A 17,473-nucleotide genomic window follows, 5' to 3' on the forward strand; every position below is an offset into this window, starting at 1 on the left:
TTTGTTAGTTTTTTAATAATTCTAATTTTGTTTCTTTTTCACCTAAATTTTTCTGGATAAATTTAGTCATTTTATTGTATAAATGTAATCTTGTGTTTTTTCCTCTGTAAATTCCGTGAGTTCTGTCAGGATAAATGGCTTGGTCAAAAGGTTTATTTGCTTCAATTAAGGCGTTTGATAAACGCATTGTATTTTGAACATGTACGTTGTCATCACCAGAACCATGTACTAATAAAAAGTTACCTTTTAAATTGTCTGCATAATTAATAGGCGAATTATCATCGTAACCTGAAGGATTTTCTTGTGGAGTTTGCATATATCGTTCTGTATAAACAGAATCATAAAAACGCCAGCTACTTACAGGTGCCACTGCTATTGCCATTTTAAAAACATCATCCCCTTTAAATAAACAGTTACTAGACATAAATCCACCATAACTCCATCCCCAAATTCCAATTTCATTTGCATCAATATATGTTAATTTCCCTAGTTCTTTAGCTGCGTCTATTTGATCCATCACTTCGTATTTCCCTAATTCTTTATAGGTAACTTTTTTAAAGTCAGCCCCTTTAAAACCAGTTCCTCTTCCGTCAACACATACCACAATATAACCTTGTTGAGCAAGGTGCTGATACCAGTAATCATTGGCGCTATTCCAACTATTGCTAACAGATTGAGATCCTGGACCAGAATATTGAGTCATAAATAAAGGATATTTTTTAGTAGCATCAAAATTAGCAGGTTTTATCATCCAGGTATTAAACTGACCATTTTGAGTAGTTAATGTGAAAAATTCTTTTTTAGACAACTTATAACTTTCTAATTCGCTTGATAATTTATTATTATTTAAAACTTCTTTTAATTGATCTCCATTACCATTGTGCAGGGTATAAACCGGAGGTGTGTTAGCATCAGAAAAAGTATTGATAAAGTAATTTAAATTTTTACTGAAAGAAGCTCTATTTGTTCCTGAACTTTTAGACAAACGTTTTTTATTTTCCCCATTTAATTTAATGGAATACAGTGTTCTATTTATAGAACCATCTTCAACCGATTGGTAAAAAACAGTTTTTGTAGCTTCATTAATACCATAAAAATTGGTTACTTCCCAATTTCCTTTTGTAACCTGATTTATAAGTTTGCCTTCTTTTGAATAATAGTAAATATGATTAAAACCATCTTGTTCGCTGGTCCAAATGAAGCTATTGTCTTTTAAAAATGTCAAATTATCATTTATATCAATATATGCCTTGTCTGTTTCATTTAAAACAATTTTAGAAGAATTATCAGTTGCATTTATGAAATGTAGTTTTAAATCATTTTGATGACGATTTAAGGTGGTTGCACATAAAATGTTTGAATCATTCGTCCATTTTATTCTTGGAATGTATTCGTAAGCTCCAAGATTTATGTTTGCAGTTTTATTGGTGTCAACATTAAATAAATGTAAGGTTACAATAGCATTCTTTTCACCCGCTTTTGGGTATTTAAAAACTTGTTGGGTTGGATACAATTCTTTACCAGTAATATCCATTGAAAAAGTTGGAACTTCGGTTTCATCAAAACGTAAAAAAGCAATATTTTTACTATCGTTACTCCATTCAAAGGCTTTTACAAAACTAAATTCCTCTTCATAAACCCAATCGCAAATTCCGTTTATGATACTATTCTTTAATCCATCAACAGTTACTTGAGTAATTTCATTGGTTTCTAAATTTTTGATAAAAATATTGTTGTTTTTTCCGTAAGCTACTTTTTTACTGTCTGGTGAAAAAGTTGGTTCCTGAATTTTTTCTTCATCAATTAATTGTAAGGATTTTGATGCAATATCATAGGCGTAAAATACACCTAAACTTGAGCGTCTATAAATTGGTTCAGAATCAACTCCTAAAATCAATTTAGTTTCATTGTTATTAAAAGAGTGGCTTTCAAAATATTTTAAATCTGATAAATTTTTACTATCCACAATTGTTTCCACTTTTTCCAAAGTAGCATAACTAAATTTATCAATGGTTGTACTTTGCGTTTCTCTATTGAAATTTAAAAGTGTGTAAAAATCACCATTCATAGAGTTTAGCGAATTCATGCGCTCTGTTCTAAAGGTTCCATCCCAAATTTGTTCAACTGAAATATTATTTTTTTGCGCTGTTACTAAGGAAGTTATAGAAATAAATAAAATAAGTATCTTTCTCATTAATTATGATTTTGTGAAATAACTGTCAAGTTTAAGAAAAATTTCGCAAAATGGACCTGAATTAAATCATAAAAATTCACATTTGGCAGTTTTTGTTTTTTTAATATTTAAAAAATTATCTTTGTCAAAATATAAAATAGCACTTATAATGTCTAAAACCGTTAGTGGATTTTCTAAACTTAATAAGTTAGAAAAAATTGATTGGTTAGTTTCAACTTATTTCAATAATGAAAACAGCGTAAAACAAGTATTAATGCAATATTGGAATTCTAATCCAGTACTTCAAGATTTACACGACGATTTTATTGAAAACACTATTTCTAATTTCTATTTACCGTTCGGAGTAGCACCTAATTTTGTAATAAATGGTAAAGATTACACATTGCCAATGGCAATTGAAGAAAGCTCTGTGGTTGCTGCAGCTTCATTGGTTGCGAAGTTTTGGAGCACACGTGGAGGATTTAAAGCGGAGGTAATTTCTACTACAAAAATTGGACAGGTTCATTTTATGTATGAAGGTGAAAAAACAGAACTTCAAAATTATTTTGCTGATAAAAAAGAACAATTATTTAAGGTTACCGATGCAATTACTCAAAATATGCGAAAGCGAGGCGGAGGTATATTAGATATAGAATTACGTGATAAAACTTCTGAATTAGAAAATTACTATCAATTATATGTTACTTTTGAAACAGTAGATAGTATGGGAGCAAATTTTATAAACTCTTGTTTAGAAGCAATTGCAAATGAATTTGAGAAGGAAGATATTCAAATTGTAATGAGTATTTTATCTAATTATGTTCCGGAATGTTTGGTACATGCTGAAGTTAGTTGCAAAGTTGAAGATTTGTATGCTGAAAACTCTGAATTATTTGCTCAAAAATTTGTGCAGGCAGTTCAAATTGCAAATGCAGAACCACATAGAGCGGTTACACATAATAAGGGAATAATGAACGGTATAGATGCTGTGGTTATTGCTACTGGAAACGATTTTAGAGCTATTGAAGCTGGCGCTCACGCATTTGCAGCAAAAAGTGGAAGTTATAGAAGTTTAACCAATGCTAATATCGAGAACGGAATTTTTAAATTTTGGATTGAAATTCCTTTGGCTGTAGGAACAGTTGGTGGATTGACAAAATTACATCCTTTGTCAAAATTATCATTAAAGTTATTAGGGAATCCATCAGCAAAAGAATTAATGGAAATTATTGCGGTTGCTGGTTTGGCTCAAAATTTTGCAGCCTTAAGAGCTTTAACAACCACAGGTATTCAAAAAGGACATATGAAAATGCACTTAACAAATATTATTAAACAGTTAGGAGCGAGTGAAGAGGAAAAAGAATATTTGATAAATTATTTTGAGAACAAAACCATTACACACAATGCAGTGGTTGAAGCATATAATAAGTTGGTTGGAGATAATTAATGTTAGTCGGTGGCTGAGCGGAGTCGAAGCCAATTGCGGCTGTCATTCCTGCGTAGGCAGGAATCCATTAATGGAGTATAAAAAATAGATATAAATAGAATTTGAAAGAATATTACAGCAACGGAAAGTTATTATTAACAGGTGAATATTTTGTGTTAGATGGAGCAAAGTCATTAGCGGTGCCAACAACTTGCGGACAAGATTTATTGGTTGAACCAATAAAAGAACCACAGCTAATTTGGAATAGCTTTACCAATGAAGGGGAGTGCTGGCTAGAAGCAATTTTTGATTTACCAAAATTACGATTAGTTTCAGCTACTTTTGAAGCAAATGAGGATGGAGGAAATGATTTTTTGGCTGAAAACTTGAATAATATATTATTGGAAGCTCAAAAATTAAACTCTTCCTTTTTAAATTCAGAAAAAGGAGTGTTAGTAAAAACAAATTTAACTTTTCCAAAAAATTGGGGATTGGGTACTTCATCAACATTAATTAATAACATTTCTAATTGGGCAGAAATTAATCCTTATCAATTACTGGAAAATACATTTGGAGGAAGCGGATATGATATTGCTTGTGCACAAAATAACACACCTATTTTATATACAAAAAATGATAGTAATCCAATTATTGAAAAAGTTGAGTTCAACCCATTATTTAAAGAACAATTATACTTTGTGTATTTAAATAAAAAACAAAACAGCAGAGAAGGCATTCAACGTTTTAAATCATTAAAAGGAAATCTAACTTCGGAAATTAGTCAGATTTCGAATTTAACGGATGCATTTGTAGCTTGTGACAATTTAATAGATTTTGAAAAATTGATTGTTGAGCACGAAAAAATCGTTTCTAAAACAATTCAATTAAAACCAGTTCAAAAGGAATTATTTTCTGATTATTTTGGAAAAACAAAAAGCCTTGGCGCTTGGGGTGGAGATTTTATTTTGGCTACAGGAAACCAGGATACTCCAAATTATTTTAATCAAAAAGGTTTTCAAACGGTAATTCCATATTCTGAACTTATTATTTAATTTGATGGCTGAGCGGAGTCGAAGCCATAATATGAAATTAAAGCAATTTCGACTCCACTCAATTATCAAAAACTAGATTTAAATTTAAAAAAGTATTGAAAGTTGTCACACTGAGCCTATCGAAGTGTAGTTTCGGGCTCTAATAATGTAATTCTGAAATAAATTCAGTTTGACGAAAAAGTAGAAGAAATATGAAGAAAAAGTTTATAATAATAGGTGGCGGAGCTGCAGGGTATTTTGCGGCAATAAATGCTGCTGAATTAAATGCTGATTTAGAAGTAATTATTTTAGAAGGTAGTAACAAAGTATTGCAAAAAGTAAAAGTGAGTGGAGGTGGACGTTGCAACGTTACAAATGCGTGTTTTACTCCAAGTGAGTTGATAGAATTCTATCCAAGAGGTAAAAGGGAATTGTTAGGGCCGTTTCATCAATTTATGACTGGTGATACAATGGAATGGTTTGAAAATAGAGGAGTTTCTTTAAAAATTGAAGATGACAATCGCATTTTTCCAGAATCTAATTCGTCGCAAACCATCATAGATTGTTTTTTAGAAAGCGCTAAAAATGCTGGCGTTATTTTAAAAACAAGTACTAGAGTTGAGACAATTGAAAAAAGCGAAAATAAATTTATAGTAAAAACCAATTTGGAAGAATTTATAGCCGATTATTTATTGGTTGCTTCTGGAAGTAATTCAAAAGTATGGAATATGATGGAAGGGTTAGGGCATTCTGTGATAAAACCAGTTCCTTCATTATTTACCTTTAATATTATAGATGATAGATTAAAAGATATTCCTGGAACTTCGGTTCCAAATGCTTCCGTTAAGGTATTGAATTCAAAATTATCTGAACAAGGTCCATTATTAATAACCCATTGGGGTTTAAGCGGACCGGGAATTTTGAAGTTATCAGCTTGGGGAGCGTTAGAATTACATCAAAAAGGTTATCAATTTGAAATCGAAGTTAATTGGTTGTCTAAAAAGTTTGAAACTGTTTTAGAGTTCTTAAAATCAGAACGGCAAAAAAATTCTAAAAAACAAATCATTTTACGCTCTGTTTTTGAAGAAGTCTCAAAGCGGTTATGGGAAAAATTTATAATTGCAGCTCAAATTTCGACAGATTCACAATGGGCACAATTAAACAATAAGCAATTAGAAAATTTAGCAAAACAATTAACGCAATGTGTTTTTAAAGTAAATGGAAAAAGCACTTTTAAAGATGAATTTGTTACCGCAGGGGGCATTGACTTAAAAGAAATTAACTTTAAACGATTTGAAAGTAAATTGCATCCAAATTTATTTTTTGCTGGGGAAGTTTTAAATATTGATGCTATTACCGGTGGATTCAATTTTCAAAATGCCTGGACTGGTGGTTGGATTGTGGCAAACTCATTAGTTTAAATAAAAAAGATGCTTTCAAGTTGTATGAAAGCATCTTTTTAAATATATCATTTTATAGTTTATTCTGTATATGGATCCAAAGTAACAATGGAACCATCTTTATTATAGGTGATTTCAGTAACCTTAACAGATCTTAAATGTGTTATACCTTTAGATAATGAGGAATCGTGATAAAACAAATACCATTTTCCTTCAACCTCACAAATAGAATGATGCGATGTCCAACCAACTACTGGGTTTAATATTCTTCCTCCGTAAGTAAAAGGCCCATATGGATTTTTACTCATTGCATAGCAAATAAAATGAGTGTCACCTGTAGAGTAAGAAAAATAGTAGTTATCGTTGTATTTATGAACCCACGCAGCTTCAAAAAAGCGTCGGTCAGTATCGCCAGACAAAAGAGGGTTTCCTTTTTCATCCAGAATAACAACATCCTTTGGTTCTTCTGAAAATTCCAATAAATCATCAGTCATTTTCGCAATTTTAGGACTTAATGCCTGCTCGTGATCTTCAGGTATATGAGCAGTAGGACTGGTTTCTTGTGTTGCATTAAAAGTACCAGTTCTCCATCGTTGTAATTGTCCGCCCCATAATCCTCCGAAATACATGTAATATTCTCCATCATCATCTTTAAATACAGCTGGGTCAATTGAAAAACTTCCTTTGATTGCTTTAGGTTGTGGAGTAAAAGGACCAATGGGTGAATCACTTATAGCAACACCAATACGGAAAATACCATCATATCCTTTTGCAGGAAAAAATAAATAAAATTTCCCATCTTTTTCATGGGCGTCTGGTGCCCACATTTGTTTTTCAGCCCAAGCAACATCATCTACATGAAGGGCAACGCCATTATCAATAGCCTCGCTATTCATACTGTCCATAGAAATTACATGGTAATCTTCCATTGCAAAATGGCTTCCTAAATCATCAAATGCTTCTCCGGCATCAATATCATGTGAAGGGTAAATATAAATTTTCCCATTAAATACATGGGCAGATGGATCTGCAGTATATATATGATTTACTAAAGGTTGCGAAATCGCTTTCTCATTTAATTTGTTAAAATCTACATGGTCAATACTATCTTCGGGCATAATCTTAATAAGTTGCTGTTATTTATTCTGTTAATCTTCTTTCTTTTAAATCTGATTCTATTTTAACTTCCATTTTCTTGTTAATTTCATAGAAAAATAATATCCCAACACCAATTAAAAATGGAATAGCAGGAAATATACTTACTAATAATTTAATACCATTAATGGCACTGTCTGGCTGTGTCAATGAATTAGGTACATAATTAAATACACCTAAAAACCAAGTTGTTAATGCCCCACCAATACTTAAACCGGCTTTTAAACCAACCATCATAGCAGAAAAAATTATTGCAGTTGCGCGTCTATTGTTTTTCCATTCAGAAAAATCTGCCACATCTGCAATCATTGCCCATAAAATTGGAATTGTTATTCCATAAAAGAAACCGTGAAGTATCTGAGAAAGGAACATTAATGTCACCGATTTAGGAGGGTATAAATAAAAGGCCATTATAAATAATGTTGAAATAAATAAAAACAATGAAAACACATCTCTTTTACCGTATTTATCAGCTAGTTTTTTAGATAAAGTAATACCGACAATCATAAAAATAATTCCACCTGCATTAAAAAGTCCAAAACCTGCCGAAATTGGATCATCTCCAAAGAAATTGATTCCAATACCTGATAGAAAATCTAATATTGGCTTTATAAATTCCTTTAAGTAATCACTATCAACATAGTTTTTAAAATAATAAACATAGGAACCACCTTTCATTGCGAGTGTAACAAATATTAATGTTGTAAGCGAAAGCATTATTATCCAAGGTTTATTCTTTTTCAAATCCCCTAGATCTTCTTTTATACTTGATTTTTGTTCAGGCTTAGGAACGATACGTTCTCTGGTAGAAAAAAAAGTTATTAGTAACATAACTGTTCCAATAATTGCTAAATAAGTCATTACCTTTTCAATACCAACTGCTTTATCACCACCACCTGCGTATTCAATAATTGGCAACATAAATACCTGTACAAAAAATTGCGCAAACATAACAGCAACAAATCGATAAGATGACATGCTGTTTCGTTCACCCATATCTCCTGTAATTACTCCGCTTAGTGCTGAATATGGTAAATTATTGGCTGCATACAGTAATAATAATAAGGTATAAGTTATAATGGCATATATCACTTTTCCTTTGTAAGAAAAGTCAGGAGTTGAAAAGGCTAATAAAGCCATTACTCCCAACGGAATTGCAGACCATAATATCCAAGGACGGAATTTCCCCCATTTTGTACTCGTTCTGTCGGCTAATACGCCAATAATTGGGTTAAATATAAATGCGGCTATTAATCCAACAACTAGCATTATTATAGAAGAATGCTTTGGTGATAACCCATATATATCTGTATAGAAATAAGCAAGATAGGTTATCAATGTTTGAAATACCAAGTTAGCGGCAAGATCGCCTAAACTATATCCAATTTTTTCTTTAATGGATAATTTTTGGGAATTAGAGCTCATTTTTTATATTTTATTAATTTGGATAACTATATGGTATTAAATGAAGTAACTATTCTATTCTGATTTGTTTTTTTCTTCTTTAAGTGCTAAGATATTGTAATATGCTTTTTTTGGTTTAAATTCTCTGTCAAATAATAATGGATAATTTGTTCGTCCTTTTATTGGCCAATCATTTTTCCAAGATTGCCCATCATTAACACCCCAAAAAGTAACTCTACTTATTTTATCTTGATGCTTTAAGAATAGTTTAAAAATATCAGCATATCGTTTGGCTAATTTAGTTTGTATGGAATCGGGAAGACTTTCCGGGTAAGGATTCATAAACTCGCTGCCTTCAAAATTTTGATTTACATCGGCTCCTTGTAAATTCCAAGGACTTGGTATAACTGTAATATCAAGTTCTGTAATTGCAACTTTTACACCAAGTGAAGCATAGTCTAATATACTTTTTTCAATTTCTTCTATAGATGGAGTTTCAAGATTCCAATGACCTTGCATACCAATACCATCAACTTTAACACCGCTTTCTTGCAATTTTTTTATCAGTTTAATTGCTCCTTCTCTTTTAGCAGGGTTTGTCATACTATAATCATTATAAAATAACTCAGCTTCAGGGTCAGCATCAGCAGCTAATTTAAAAGCGAGGGCTAAAAACTCTTCGCCTAAAGCATCTAGAAATACTGAATTTCTTAAGGTTCCATCATCATTTAAAGCTTCATTTACAACATCCCAAGAATTAATTTTTCCTTTATATCTCCCAACAATTGTGTTAATATGATTCTGCATGAAGCTAACCATCTCTGTGCTGTCTATTATTTGAGTCATAAAAGGTGCAAGTTGGCTGTGCCATATTAAGGTATGCCCATGAATAAACATATTATTTTTTTCTCCCAAAGCAACAAATTTATCTGGCAATTCAAAATTAAAAGTATCTTTTGAAGGATGAATATGCATTGACTTCATCATATTTTCGGCTGTGATACTATTAAATTCCTTTTTAATTAAGGAAGAAACAAGTGTATCACTTTCTTCAATTTGGCTTGCGCTTAAAGCAGCCCCAATATAAAAATTTTCTTTAAAAGCATTTTTAATAGATAATGCTTCTTTAGGCTCTTGGGCGTTTTGACAACAACTACTTAATATAAGAACTGTTGTTAAAAGATAAAATAATGGTTTAATAAATTTCATGAAAATTAGATTTGAATTCACAATTAATTGCTAATAAGCAATCGATTGCGTAAAGCTAAACAAATCTTAATTATTAAACAAATTAGTACTGCTATTTTGATGCTTTAAGTTTTAGGCAAGTTGACCTCTATGAGGTTTTAAAGCATCTCTAAAGGTTTTCATATCAACTTCATCCACAATTACAAAAGCAATAGTGTGCATTTCGGATAGTGTTGCATAATTAATTTCGTAATAATGGAGTTTTTCAATAGCTGAGAATTCTTTTAAATGAATGCAGTGATGCTCGGCTGTTTTTTGTGAAGCAGGTCCTCTAAAATCCCATATTAGTTTTAGTTTTTTATCCAAAATAGTTATTTTAAAAATTACTTAGGTAAACTAGTAAGTTACCTTTTTCATAAGAAATTAGTACATTCTCATCCGTTGCTTTATTTCTTGTTCCAATGCGTTCTCCAAAGGTTAAAGTTTCGTCTTTAAGCGGATAAAGTAATCCTTTGGTTACAATTCCAAACGCATTTGGAAAAGGAATTAATGAAATATTTCGCCCTTTTACGTTTGTTAACAAGATGCTTTCTTCAATAAAAAAATATTTTCCATAATCGTCAAAAAAGAAAATAGATAAGCCAAGTTTCCATTGTAAAGCGGTACTTATGTTTCCCAAAAAATGATCATGTTCTTTTCCGCTTCCACCATATACATCAATTTCAGAAAATCCACGTTGTTTAAGAATCTGCAAGGCCTTTTCAAAATCTGTAAATTCTTGATCGGGTGTTTTTATAACTTCAACAGAGGTTGGAATGGTATTTATAGAGTCAAAATCTCCAGTAACCAAATCTGGAATAATATTATTTGCTTCAAAGTAATTGTACGCACCATCTATTGCACAGACAATTTCATATTTACTAAGGTCTGGAAAAGTTGCTGGTTCTGAACCATTGAGCAAAATAAAAGCCTTTTTCGTTTTCATCGAAAGCAAAAATAATGAAAAACTTGCATTAAAATGATACGAATATTTTAAATTCAAAAAAATCGCCATTCCTTGTTGATTTTTTAGAATGGCAATTGATTTATTTTATTTTTTTATCCAAGTAAGGATAATAATTCCTAATCTGGCAATTAAGAAAGCAAACATTCCAAATAAAGGTGAGAGTATCGCAATTTTTAATCCACCAGCTAAAACGGCAGGGGAAATATCACCTGCAGCTTCAATAGCATCAAAAGCAGAAATTAAACCAATCATTTGGCCTAAAAAGCCCCAAACCAAAACAAATAAACTTATTGAACTAACTAAAGTAATGGTTTTATCTCTCGTAGACGGTTTCAAAAATCCTCTAATCAGTAATGATATAATAGCAATTAAAATAAAAAGAGTTGTGTACATAAAAAGTGGTCCACCTTCATTTAATCTTGCAATAAATGGGTTCCCAACTAGAGGAACAATACTTTGTAAAACTAATAACATAATAAGATTTTTTTAAGATTAATTCTTCAAATTTATTTTTTAAATTACAGTAATTTATTTTAATTCGATTATTAACAGAAAAGAGCCTACATTCAACTGATTAAATGCGGTTTTTGTTAAAAAAGGGTGAAATTCAGTAATATTTAGATCTTTTTCTGATTTCCGTCGCTAATTGAAATTTTTAATCATAAAAATATGCATATTGCAAGTTATGACTATAAAAGGTAATGTAATTCAATATTTAATTACGGTTTTAAGTCACTCAATATTTTGGGTGATTATTTATTTTTTTTATGCTTATTTTTTAGGTTATGGTAGTTCAAATATAGGATATGTAAATTTATTTTCAGGGTTTTTAATGCCAGTTACCATTTTTATAAGCTATTTTGTAATCTACTATTTAGTACCAAATTATTTATTAACTAAAAAATACAAATACTTTATTTTATATAGTATTTATACCTTTATCCTATCTATATATGCAATAATAATGTCCATCCTTTACGGATTGATTTATTCGGAAGGATTAAAAGAAGAAAATACAGTTCCTTTAACCAAAACATTACCGTTTATTGTTCTAGGTGTTTTTTTTGTTGTTATGATTGTTGTTTCGTTAAGTTTAATAATGCACAATTATAAATCTATTATAAGTAATGAAAATTTACACAGTAAAATTTTAAAAACCCAACTTCAGTTAAAAGAACAAGAATTGAAATTCTTAAAAATGCAAATACATCCGCATTTTTTATTTAATTCATTAAATACTATATATGGTTTTGCTCTTAAAAAAGGGGATGAGGCACCAGAAATGATTTTGAAACTTTCTAATTTACTGGATTATATTTTATATCAAATAGAAAAACCACGGGTGTTATTACAGGATGAAATAAACCATCTAATGGATTATGTTTCTCTGGAAAAGATGCGTTTTCATGATACTTTGGAAGTAACAATAGATATGAATGTTTATAATGAAAATGTGGAAATAGCACCAATGTTATTAATTCCTTTTGTTGAAAATAGTTTTAAACACGGAACTATATTTGATGGAAAATTAAAAGTTAAAATTATTATTGAAACAAAGGAGAACGAATTATTATTTGAAATAGTAAATTCATCAACAAAGGAAAACGGCTCTCTTAAAGGAATAGGTTTAGAAAACATTGAAAAACGGCTTGAAATGTTATATCCTAATTCTTATAAATTAGAAATTGCACAAACTAAAAATGAGTTTAAAGCACAGCTTGAAATTAGTAATTTGAAACAATTGAAAAATGAATAAAATAATACAATGCATTATTGTGGACGATGAGCCAATAGCGCGTGAAATTTTAGAAAATCATTTAAAAAAAATTGAAACTATAAATGTTGTTGCAAGTTGCAAAAATGCTATAGAAGCGTTCAATGAAATAAATATTCATCAAATAGACTTACTATTTTTAGATATTAATATGCCCGAAATATCAGGTTTGTCTTTTGCTAAATCAATTAATAAAAACATTAAAATAATATTTACTACTGCATATAGAGAATATGCTGTTGACGGATTTAATTTACAAGCAGTTGATTATTTATTAAAGCCAATTTCTTTTGAAAGATTATTACAGGCGGTAAACAAATATTTAGGTGAAAATATACCAGTATTTGCAGAATCAGTTTCAGAAATTGTGCAAGAAAAGAACATTTTTATTTTTGTACGTTCAGATCGTAAAATGATAAAAATTAATTTTTCAGAAATAAATTACTTGGAAAGCTTTAGCGATTATGTAAAAATTCATTTAGAGGATAAAATGATTGTAACGCGCGAAACTATTACAAATATTGAGGCTAAACTACCACAAAAAGAATTTATTAGAGTTCATAGGTCATTTATAGTGTCAATGGCTAAAATAAACTCATTTACCAGTGAATTTATTGAGGTTGATAAAAAAGCAATTCCAATAAGTAGAAGTTATAAAAAAGATGTGTTGTTGAGATTAGAAAATGTTTAAACAAATCATTTATATTTGTTCAAAATTTTTGTTTTGACTGAATCCGATTTTATTTTATCCGAATATAACCTTTCAAATACTTCAAAAGGAAGTGTAACATGGAAAACGCCAAGTAATATTGCTTTGGTTAAATATTGGGGGAAGCAAGAGCCACAAATTCCAGAAAACACCTCAATTAGTTTTACACTAGATGCTTGTTTTACGTTAACAACTTTAGAGTTTTCTAAAAAAGAAAATAATTCAAATGATTTCAATTTTGGAATCTATTTTGAAGGTAAAAAAAAGGACGATTTTAAACCAAAAATCAATAAATTTTTTGAAAGAATACAACAATATGTTCCGTTTTTAAAGGATTTTGAATTTGTAATAAAATCGCGAAATTCTTTTCCGCATAGTAGTGGAATTGCATCTTCAGCAAGTGGAATGAGTGCTTTAGCTTTGTGTATTATGAGCTTGGAAAGATCATTGGGTAAAGTTGAAATGAGTGATGACTATTTCAATAAAAAAGCATCGTTTTTAGCGCGTTTGGGTTCAGGAAGTGCATGTAGAAGTATAGAAGGAGAATTAATTGTTTGGGGAAACCATAAAGAAATTGACGGAAGTTCTAATTTATATGGTGTTAAATTTCCATATAAAATTCACGAAAACTTTAGGAATTACCACGATACTATATTATTGGTTGATGAAGGTGTAAAACAGGTGTCAAGTACAATTGGGCACCAATTAATGCACAATCATCCATTTGCAAAACAACGTTTTAATCAGGCAAACGATAATATTTCAATGATTTCCAAAGTGCTGCAAAGTGGAAATTTAAAGGAGTTTATTGCAATTGTTGAAAGTGAAGCTTTGAGTTTACATGCAATGATGATGACCAGCAACCCTTATTTTATTTTAATGAAACCAAATACATTAAAAATAATTAATAAAATATGGGAGTTTAGGATCAATACTAAAAGTAATATTTGTTTTACGTTAGATGCTGGTGCAAATGTTCATGTCTTATTTCCAGAATCGGAAAAGGAACGTGTTAACAATTTTATAATAAACGAGTTAATTCAATATTGTCAAGAAAATCATTATATTTGCGATAGAATTGGACATGGGGCAAAACGATTATCCAATATTTAAACATATGAAAGGACCGCTTTTTTACGCGAAAATTTTACTTTTTGGAGAGTATGGAATTATTAAGGATTCCAAAGGTTTGGCGATTCCGTACAATACATACCAAGGCGCTCTAAAAAAAACTGATGAACTATCAGAAGCTTCTCAAAAATCAAATGCTAATCTGCAACGCTTTTATAATTACTTAATTAACTTAGAAAATAAGGAATTAATTAATTTTAGATTTGCCGATTTTAAAACAGATATTGACGCCGGAATGTATTTTGATTCAAGTATTCCTCAAGGATACGGAGTTGGAAGTTCAGGAGCATTAGTTGCATCTATTTACGATAAATATGCCAACAATAAAATTACAGTGTTAGAAAATTTAACACGTGATAAATTGTTGAAATTAAAAGAAACATTTTCTTTAATGGAATCGTTTTTCCACGGGAAAAGTTCAGGTTTAGATCCGTTAAATTCATATTTAAGTTTACCAATTTTAATAAATTCAAAAGATAATTTAGAAGCTACAGGAATTCCTTCTCAAAAGAAAGGAAGAGGAGCGGTATTTTTATTGGATTCTGAAATTGTTGGAGAGACCGAGCCTATGATTAACATTTTTATGAACAAAATGAAAAATGAAGGTTTCAGAAAAATGTTAAATGAAGATTTTGCTAAATATACCGATGCCTGTATTGATGATTTTTTACACGGAAATGTAAAATCGTTGTTTGGAAACGTAAAACAACTTTCTAAAGTTGCGTTAGATAATTTTAAACCAATGATTCCGAAACCGTTTCATGCAATTTGGCAGAATGGGATTGACTCAAATGATTATTATTTGAAGTTATGTGGTTCTGGTGGTGGAGGTTATATATTAGGGTTTACTAAAAACTTCAAAAAAACTCAAGAAATTTTAAAAGACTATAAGCTAGAATTGGTTTATAGATTTTAATAAATTACAAAAATTGAAATAAAGTTTAATTGAATTAAATTTTATTGATTGCAAATGGATTTACTAGAAATTTCAAAAAATAATTCTAAAAAAAACGTACCTCTTTATGTTAAAGTATTGAGTTTGTTTTCTGTAGTGCGTGGTTATAATATTTTATTAATTGTTATCGCCCAATATTTAGCATCCTTATTTATTTTTTCTCCTGAAAAATCCATAAGACTTGTGTTATTAGATTTACACCTATATTTTATAGTGCTGGCAACTATGTGTGTAATTGCATCAGGCTATATTATCAATAACTTTTATGATTCCGACTCGGATAAAATTAATAAACCAATAAAATCTAAAATTGATGCAATTGTTAGTCAAAAAATAAAATTAAGAATTTACTTCTTACTAAATTTTTTAGGTTTTTGTTTTGGCTTTTTAGTTTCCTGGAGGGCGGCGTTGTTTTTTTCAGTATATATTTTTCTAATTTGGTTTTATTCTCATAAATTAAAAAAATACCCATTAGCGGGGCTTTTATCAGCTGCAATTTTAGCAATATTACCGTTTTTTGCCATTTTTGTTTATTTTAAAAACTTTTCTGAAATAATTTTCACGCATGCAGCATTCTTGTTTTTTATATTATTAATAAGAGAACTGATTAAAGATTTAGAGAGGATAAAAGGGGATTTTGTCTTAAATTATCAAACTATTGCGGTAAAATATGGCGAGTATTTCACCAAAATATTAATTACTTTTTTAACTGTATTAACGTTAAATCCAATATATTTTTTATTAAAATATCCAGAGATTGGGGGTATGAAATACTATTTTTATTTTAGTATATTAGTATTGATCTCATTTGTACTTTTCTTGTGGTTTAGTAAAAATAAACGTCAATATACAATTTTGCATATCATATTAAAACTGTTAATTTTGGCAGGTGTTTTTAGCTTGGCGTTAATAGATTACAATTTAATAATCAATAGATTAGTTTAAAAAAAGCCTGAATTTCTTTTTTATCACAAGAATAAAACTATTTTTGCAAAAAATTAAAATAATGAATTCAAATAAAAACTCGTCGGGAGGACGACACCAAGGTAAAAAGAAACCTCAAAAATCTTCAACTAGTAACTTCGAAGGCAAAAGAAATTTTTCAGATAGTTCAAAATCAAAATCGTTTAAAAGATCTTCAGATAAAGAAGAATCTAAAAAACCTCAAAGATTTGAGAAAAAGAGATTTGAAAGTGATAGAAAATTTTCAAAGACTTCAAAAGAAAAATCACAAGTAAAAGAATCTACTTCAAATCCTGAAATAGATGGAATACGATTAAATAAATATATTTCAAATGCTGGAATTTGCTCTAGACGTGAAGCGGATGTTTATATTGCTGCTGGAAATGCAACTGTAAATGGAAAGATAATTACAGAAATGGGGTATAAAGTTATGCCAACTGACGAAGTTAGATTTGATGGTTCTTCAATTTCTCCAGAAAAAAAGAGATATGTTTTACTAAATAAGCCAAAAAATTTCATTACCACTATGGATGATGATAGAGGGCGTAAAACAGTTATGGAATTGGTTGCAAATTCGTCTAAAGAACGTATTTATCCAGTTGGTAGATTGGACAGAAACACAACTGGTTTATTGTTATTTACTAATGATGGCGAATTGGCTAAGAAATTAACACATCCAAAGCATAATATTCAAAAGATTTACCATGCTTCATTGGATAAGAAATTATCGAATAGTGATTTAAATAAAATTGCTGAAGGTTTTGTGTTAGATGAAAAAAGAGTTATTGTTGATGAGATTTCATATATAATGAATCAGCCAAAAAGTGAAGTAGGAGTTAAAATTCACTCTGGAAGAAATAGAATTGTTAGAAGGATATTTGAACATTTTGGATATAAGGTTGTGAAATTAGATCGAGTGATATTTGCAGGTCTCTCTAAAAAAGATTTACCAAGAGGCCATTGGCGACATTTAACAGAAATGGAATTGAATAATTTAAAAATGCTTTAAGTAACTAAATTATAATCGAAAAAAAACCAAGAGAAATCTTGGTTTTTTTTGGCTAATAAAAAAAGTGTGTTAAATTTCGAAAAGTAATTTTTTGATAAAAATATTTTTTTATATTTGAAAGTGTGAAATTGTATTTACATATTAAATAA

Annotated in this window: 16 protein-coding genes; 9 read left to right on the plus strand and 7 right to left on the minus strand. The window is 29.8% G+C overall.

The genetic code is table 11. The features are described 5' to 3' along the window. Nucleotides 1–4 precede the first annotated feature (4 nt). Complete coding sequence (locus tag CHB63_RS14600) at nucleotides 5–2,194, minus strand: S9 family peptidase (protein WP_089379217.1); 2,190 nt, start codon at nucleotides 2,192–2,194, stop codon at nucleotides 5–7. A gap of 121 nt (nucleotides 2,195–2,315) precedes the next feature. Between CHB63_RS14600 and CHB63_RS14605 the strand changes: the two genes are divergently transcribed. From CHB63_RS14605 to CHB63_RS14615, 3 genes are all read left to right on the plus strand, one after another. Continuing rightward, complete coding sequence (locus CHB63_RS14605) at nucleotides 2,316–3,620, plus strand: hydroxymethylglutaryl-CoA reductase, degradative (RefSeq protein WP_262494209.1); 1,305 nt, start codon at nucleotides 2,316–2,318, stop codon at nucleotides 3,618–3,620. A gap of 101 nt (nucleotides 3,621–3,721) precedes the next feature. Beyond that, the gene (locus CHB63_RS14610; protein ID WP_089379219.1) at nucleotides 3,722–4,651 is read left to right on the plus strand and encodes a GYDIA family GHMP kinase; all 930 of its coding nucleotides are present in this window, start codon (nucleotides 3,722–3,724) and stop codon (nucleotides 4,649–4,651) included. Between the two features lie 191 nt (nucleotides 4,652–4,842). Continuing rightward, nucleotides 4,843–6,051 (plus strand): BaiN/RdsA family NAD(P)/FAD-dependent oxidoreductase, encoded by a 1,209-nt coding sequence (locus CHB63_RS14615; protein WP_089379220.1) that lies wholly within the window; start codon nucleotides 4,843–4,845, stop codon nucleotides 6,049–6,051. A gap of 59 nt (nucleotides 6,052–6,110) precedes the next feature. Here CHB63_RS14615 and CHB63_RS14620 read toward each other — a convergent pair whose 3' ends face one another. The 6 genes from CHB63_RS14620 to CHB63_RS14645 form a co-directional block, all read right to left on the minus strand. Further along, nucleotides 6,111–7,148 carry a glycoside hydrolase family 43 protein gene (locus tag CHB63_RS14620; protein WP_089379221.1) on the minus strand — a complete coding sequence of 346 codons (1,038 nt, stop codon included), beginning with the start codon at nucleotides 7,146–7,148 and terminating at the stop codon, nucleotides 6,111–6,113. A gap of 22 nt (nucleotides 7,149–7,170) precedes the next feature. Further along, entirely contained in the window at nucleotides 7,171–8,610 is a 1,440-nt protein-coding gene (locus CHB63_RS14625) for an MFS transporter (protein WP_089379222.1), read from the minus strand. 54 nt (nucleotides 8,611–8,664) lie between these two features. Then, nucleotides 8,665–9,798, minus strand: a complete 1,134-nt coding sequence (locus CHB63_RS14630; RefSeq protein WP_089379223.1) for an endo-1,4-beta-xylanase — start codon at nucleotides 9,796–9,798, stop codon at nucleotides 8,665–8,667. Nucleotides 9,799–9,909: 111 nt separating this feature from the next. After that, nucleotides 9,910–10,143 (minus strand): hypothetical protein, encoded by a 234-nt coding sequence (locus CHB63_RS14635; protein ID WP_089379224.1) that lies wholly within the window; start codon nucleotides 10,141–10,143, stop codon nucleotides 9,910–9,912. Between the two features lie 10 nt (nucleotides 10,144–10,153). After that, nucleotides 10,154–10,831 carry a thiamine diphosphokinase gene (locus tag CHB63_RS14640; RefSeq protein ID WP_245857015.1) on the minus strand — a complete coding sequence of 226 codons (678 nt, stop codon included), beginning with the start codon at nucleotides 10,829–10,831 and terminating at the stop codon, nucleotides 10,154–10,156. A 36-nt stretch (nucleotides 10,832–10,867) separates the two neighbouring features. Further along, entirely contained in the window at nucleotides 10,868–11,257 is a 390-nt protein-coding gene (locus CHB63_RS14645; protein WP_089379226.1) for a MotA/TolQ/ExbB proton channel family protein, read from the minus strand. A 211-nt stretch (nucleotides 11,258–11,468) separates the two neighbouring features. On the opposite strand from CHB63_RS14645, the gene CHB63_RS14650 reads away from it, so the two are divergent. The 6 genes from CHB63_RS14650 (at nucleotide 11,469) to CHB63_RS14675 (ending at nucleotide 17,324) form a co-directional block, all read left to right on the plus strand. Further along, nucleotides 11,469–12,539 (plus strand): sensor histidine kinase, encoded by a 1,071-nt coding sequence (locus CHB63_RS14650; protein ID WP_089379227.1) that lies wholly within the window; start codon nucleotides 11,469–11,471, stop codon nucleotides 12,537–12,539. Beyond that, a complete protein-coding gene (locus CHB63_RS14655) occupies nucleotides 12,532–13,248 on the plus strand; it encodes a LytR/AlgR family response regulator transcription factor (protein ID WP_089379228.1) in 717 nt (238 codons plus the stop codon). Before CHB63_RS14650 ends, CHB63_RS14655 begins: the two co-directional genes overlap by 8 nt. A 33-nt stretch (nucleotides 13,249–13,281) precedes the next feature. After that, the gene (locus CHB63_RS14660) at nucleotides 13,282–14,379 is read left to right on the plus strand and encodes a diphosphomevalonate/mevalonate 3,5-bisphosphate decarboxylase family protein (RefSeq protein WP_089379313.1); all 1,098 of its coding nucleotides are present in this window, start codon (nucleotides 13,282–13,284) and stop codon (nucleotides 14,377–14,379) included. Nucleotides 14,380–14,383: 4 nt separating this feature from the next. Continuing rightward, nucleotides 14,384–15,313, plus strand: a complete 930-nt coding sequence (locus CHB63_RS14665; protein ID WP_089379314.1) for a mevalonate kinase family protein — start codon at nucleotides 14,384–14,386, stop codon at nucleotides 15,311–15,313. Between the two features lie 54 nt (nucleotides 15,314–15,367). Next, nucleotides 15,368–16,297 carry a geranylgeranylglycerol-phosphate geranylgeranyltransferase gene (locus tag CHB63_RS14670; protein ID WP_089379229.1) on the plus strand — a complete coding sequence of 310 codons (930 nt, stop codon included), beginning with the start codon at nucleotides 15,368–15,370 and terminating at the stop codon, nucleotides 16,295–16,297. 61 nt (nucleotides 16,298–16,358) lie between these two features. Then, nucleotides 16,359–17,324 carry a pseudouridine synthase gene (locus tag CHB63_RS14675; protein WP_089379230.1) on the plus strand — a complete coding sequence of 322 codons (966 nt, stop codon included), beginning with the start codon at nucleotides 16,359–16,361 and terminating at the stop codon, nucleotides 17,322–17,324. The last annotated feature ends 149 nt before the right edge of the window (nucleotides 17,325–17,473 follow it).

It is taken from the genome of Lutibacter flavus (assembly GCF_900188355.1).
GTDB classification, from domain to species: Bacteria; Bacteroidota; Bacteroidia; order Flavobacteriales; family Flavobacteriaceae; genus Lutibacter; species Lutibacter flavus.